Genomic DNA, 3911 nt, shown 5'->3' on the forward strand with positions numbered 1-3911 from the left:
CCAGTATTGGTCTAATTTTTTCAAATTGTTCTTTACTTATATCGCTTGGATAGCTTTTTTGCATAGATATGCCTCTTTCTTAACTATGCTTATTTTACCTCATATTTTCGAGATCCTTAACAGGTTCTTAATTTCTCAAAAAAATCCTTTAACAAAAAAGAGCATTCTGTTTCTAATATCCCACCATAAACTTCAGGTATATGGCTGCAAAATTGAAATATCTTAGCACCATTTTCAATTCCTCCACCTTTTGGATTATAAGCTCCAAAGTACAATCGTTTAATTCTGGCAAAGGAAATGGCTTGAGCACACATCGGACATGGTTCTAATGTTACGTACATATCAGCATCACAAAGCGTGGGAGTTGAAAATGCTTGTCTGATTGCTAACATCTCTGCATGTGCAGTTGGATCGCTGGATATATTGTGTGCAGAAGAAATGATATTGTCTCCACTCACTATTACAGCACCTATGGGCACCTCATCATTTTTTTGAGCGAGTTTGGCTTGCTCTATGGCAAGCTCCATATATTGATACTTAAACACTAGGCACTTATTTCTTATCAATTGCTGCTTTAACGAACGACACGAAAAGAGAATGAGGAGAAAACGGCTTTGATTGAAATTCTGGATGAAACTGCACACCAATAAACCACGGATGACTCCCTAACTCCACTGCCTCTATGCACGTTCCATCTTCTGATATGCCACTGCATAGCAGCCCATTTTTTTCCAAATCATCTTTATAATCTGAATTGATTATGTATCTATGCCTGTGTCTTTCTGAAATAGTAGTGTTACTATATGCATCCATCATTTTAGAGTTTGCATTTATATTACATTTGTATGCCCCAAGTCTCATGGTTCCACCAAGATCGTCATCTTGATCGCCAGCTAACTTAACGATTGGATGTTTACAGTTACGAAATTCTTCAGAGTGTGCATCTTCAAGCTTAACAACATTACGAGCAAATTCAATAATTGCAAGCTGCATACCAAGGCAAATTCCGAAAAATGGGATATTATTTGTACGGGCATAATTTATTGCTAATATTTTACCCTCTACTCCGTCATCACCAAACCCCCCTGGAACAAGGATTGCATGAGAATTCTGTAATTTCTCTCCTATAAGTTTTTCATTTATAGGTTTTTCTTCCTTCTCTCTTGAGTTAACCCAATTTATCTTTGCTTTGACTTTATTACTAATCGCACCATGATTTAATGCTTCAATCAGTGATTTGTATGCATCAGGGAATTCGGTGTATTTTCCCACTATAGATACAGTAACTTCCTGTGTTGGGTGCCTTATGGAATGCACTATTTGATCCCATTCAGTCAAGCTTGGTTTTGGCTTACTTAAATGAAAGTGCTCCAAAATTTGCGTATCAAGCCCACATTGGCTATACAACACCGGTAACTCATATATATGACTCACATCAGGGGCAGGTATTACATTGGATAAAGAAACATTGCAAAGCTTAGCTATTTTCTCTCTTTGATTATCGAAAATTTCTTTCTCACTGCGGCATAATATAATATCTGGTTGTAACCCCGCGGAATTTAACTCTCGAACTGAATGCTGCGTTGGTTTTGTCTTTAATTCTTGCGCTGCGGTAAGATATGGTATTAAAGTTAAGTGAATCAGGATAACTCTTTGTTTTCCTAATGTGTAGTTAACTTGGCGTATAGCCTCCAAAAATGGTTGGCTTTCAATGTCACCTACAGTTCCGCCTATTTCACATATTACAAAATCTAAACCTTCCGTACCATTAAAAATGAACGATTTGATCAAATCTGTCACATGAGGAATGACTTGCACAGTTTTGCCCAGATAATCACCACGCCTCTCTTTCTTCAATAACTCATGATATATCTTACCGGTTGTTATATTATCATCTTTTGTTGCTTTAATTCCAGTAAAACGCTCATAATGCCCAAGATCCAAATCAGTTTCAGCACCATCTTCGGTAACAAATACCTCTCCGTGCTGAGTTGGGTTCATTGTTCCAGGATCAATGTTGAGATACGGGTCAAGTTTTCTGATACGGATCTTAAAACCATGAGCTTGAAGAAGCGCACCAACACTCGAAGCAACTAAGCCTTTACCAAGCGATGACACAACTCCACCTGTGACAAAGATAAATTTAGCTTCCTTCATTAATTTTCAAATGGAACAGAAGTAGATTCACTTTCTTGCTTTTTTTCTAATATAATTTTTTCTGCGATCGATTTTTTATGTACGTCTTTTGAACATAATCCTGACAATAGCAATGTGTTTATAATAAACAATCCAGCAACAATAGCCGTTATTCTGCTGAGCGGGTTTTCAGAAGATTTCACCGGAATCATCGAATTGACCCCCTGTTGTGTATTACTAAAACCACTTAACGAACTACTTCCAGGCGGCTGCAAGAGCACTAAAATTACTAACACAACAACCAATATTATTTGAAATATACTTAATACCGCTACTGACATTATAGATAGGGCTGAAAATAAAAATCTTAGCAGTACAAAGCACGTAAGTCAAGAACATCTGTCACCCAAGTAGTTTGAAATCTAAGTATGTATTTACTGCTTACCTTATTTTGATTAACATATGCATAAGACTTTGGGCTTAATATGTATCACATTTTAAAATACAAAGATTATGAACCAAAAATAGACGAAAGTGCTTTCATCGCAGGTGGTTCGCATATCATAGGCAAGGTTGAAATAGGAAGAAATGCGAGCATCTGGTTTAATTGTGTGGTCAGAGGGGACGTTGGATCAATAAAAATAGGTGATGGAACAAATATTCAAGATGGAACGGTAATTCATGTGGATAGAAACCCAGGTGGTGACACAATTATTGGCAGCATGGTAACAGTGGGACATTTTTGTATGTTGCATGCATGCACGGTGCATGATAAAGCGTTTATTGGTATGGGCTCTACCGTGATGGACCATGCAGTTGTGGAGTCTGAAGCTATGGTAGCTGCTGGCTCGCTAGTGACACATGGAAAAGTAATAAAAAGTGGGGAAATATGGGCTGGCAGGCCAGCAAAATTCTTCAAAAAAATGTTGAATGAAGAAATTAAACATATTACACAATCAGCACAAAATTATATTATGCTAATGAAGGAATATAAAAACTGAAGTTCGCGTCAAGTGTTTTACTTGACACGTACATTTCGGCTTAACCCTTGTTACTTCTTTTTCCCATCTCATTTACTTCTTGTTCTTTTGCCCCATCTACTTGAGTACTAGGTAATACTGCATATGTAATACCACCAGCTACGAGTGCAGATGTTACTGCTATACCAATTATTACTAACATCTCTAACCTAACTGTATGTTCAAGTGCAGTAAATGCTATCAGTCCAGCAGCAAGACCAACACCAACAGTAGCGGTGTACTTCGCTCCATTGCCTTGTTTTGGTTGCTCAGTTGTTTTGCTTTTATCTTCTAATGTTTGTTTTTCCTTCTGTAATTTATCAACAAGACTTTTACTCTCTTCTAATTGTTTATTTAACTCCACAACTTCAGCATTTTTAGCTTGCAACTGCTGAACTTGAGCTTTTAATTGTGTTATTTCCTCATCTTTAGCTTGTAACTGAGCAGCACTTGGTCGGTTGTTTAGCTGTTCTTGTAAATCTTTTATTTCATCGTCTTTAGCTTTTAACAGAGTAGCATCTGGTTGGTTGTTTAGCTGTTCTTGTAAATCTTTTATTTCATCGTCTTTAGCTTGTAACTGTTGCTGTAAGTTCGCAACTTCTTGTGTATTTTGTTGAGCTTTTAATGCTATTATTTCCTCGTCTTTCTCTTTTAACTGCTGCTTACTCCGTTGTAGTCTTTTACTTGCGTGTGTCCAGAGAAGGTGAGTATGTTCAGTAGGAGTTAAACCTACCGGGATAAAAGTCGGAGTCCCGT

At 37.3% G+C, this 3911-nt stretch carries 4 protein-coding genes and 1 pseudogene; 1 reads left to right on the forward strand and 4 read right to left on the reverse strand.

The features are described from left to right. Positions 1-116: 116 nt before the first annotated feature. Genes OZD63_RS03185 through secG form a run of 3 tightly spaced genes read right to left on the reverse strand, consistent with a single transcriptional unit; the run spans position 117 to position 2477 of the window. Positions 117-527, reverse strand: coding sequence for a nucleoside deaminase (locus OZD63_RS03185; protein WP_274979428.1), 411 nt, complete (start codon positions 525-527; stop codon positions 117-119). Between the two features lie 25 nt (positions 528-552). After that, positions 553-2157, reverse strand: coding sequence for a CTP synthase (locus OZD63_RS03190; RefSeq protein WP_275008097.1), 1605 nt, complete (start codon positions 2155-2157; stop codon positions 553-555). Next, positions 2157-2477 carry a preprotein translocase subunit SecG gene (secG, locus tag OZD63_RS03195; protein ID WP_007548880.1) on the reverse strand — a complete coding sequence of 107 codons (321 nt, stop codon included), beginning with the start codon at positions 2475-2477 and terminating at the stop codon, positions 2157-2159. The genes OZD63_RS03190 and secG overlap by 1 nt, the downstream gene beginning before the upstream one ends. 144 nt (positions 2478-2621) lie before the next feature. Here secG and OZD63_RS03200 point away from each other — a divergent pair, with 144 nt between their 5' ends. After that, positions 2622-3137, forward strand: a complete 516-nt coding sequence (locus OZD63_RS03200) for a gamma carbonic anhydrase family protein (RefSeq protein WP_275008099.1) — start codon at positions 2622-2624, stop codon at positions 3135-3137. A 40-nt stretch (positions 3138-3177) separates the two neighbouring features. Here OZD63_RS03200 and OZD63_RS03205 read toward each other — a convergent pair. Further along, positions 3178-3911 (reverse strand): annotated as a pseudogene (locus OZD63_RS03205) (hypothetical protein); the annotation flags it as partial.

Origin of the sequence: Wolbachia endosymbiont of Drosophila leontia (assembly GCF_028981785.1) — a bacterium.
In the GTDB taxonomy this organism is placed as follows: Bacteria; Pseudomonadota; Alphaproteobacteria; order Rickettsiales; family Anaplasmataceae; genus Wolbachia; species Wolbachia pipientis.

What these genes read in the sequence shown, in the direction of transcription:
- OZD63_RS03185 (WP_274979428.1), bottom strand. Translation starts at nt 527, where the DNA reads ATGGAGCTTGCCATAGAGCAAGCCAAACTCGCTCAAAAAAATGATGAG.
- OZD63_RS03190 (WP_275008097.1), bottom strand. Translation starts at nt 2,157, where the DNA reads ATGAAGGAAGCTAAATTTATCTTTGTCACAGGTGGAGTTGTGTCATCG.
- secG (WP_007548880.1), bottom strand. Translation starts at nt 2,477, where the DNA reads ATGTCAGTAGCGGTATTAAGTATATTTCAAATAATATTGGTTGTTGTG.
- OZD63_RS03200 (WP_275008099.1), top strand. Translation starts at nt 2,622, where the DNA reads ATGTATCACATTTTAAAATACAAAGATTATGAACCAAAAATAGACGAA.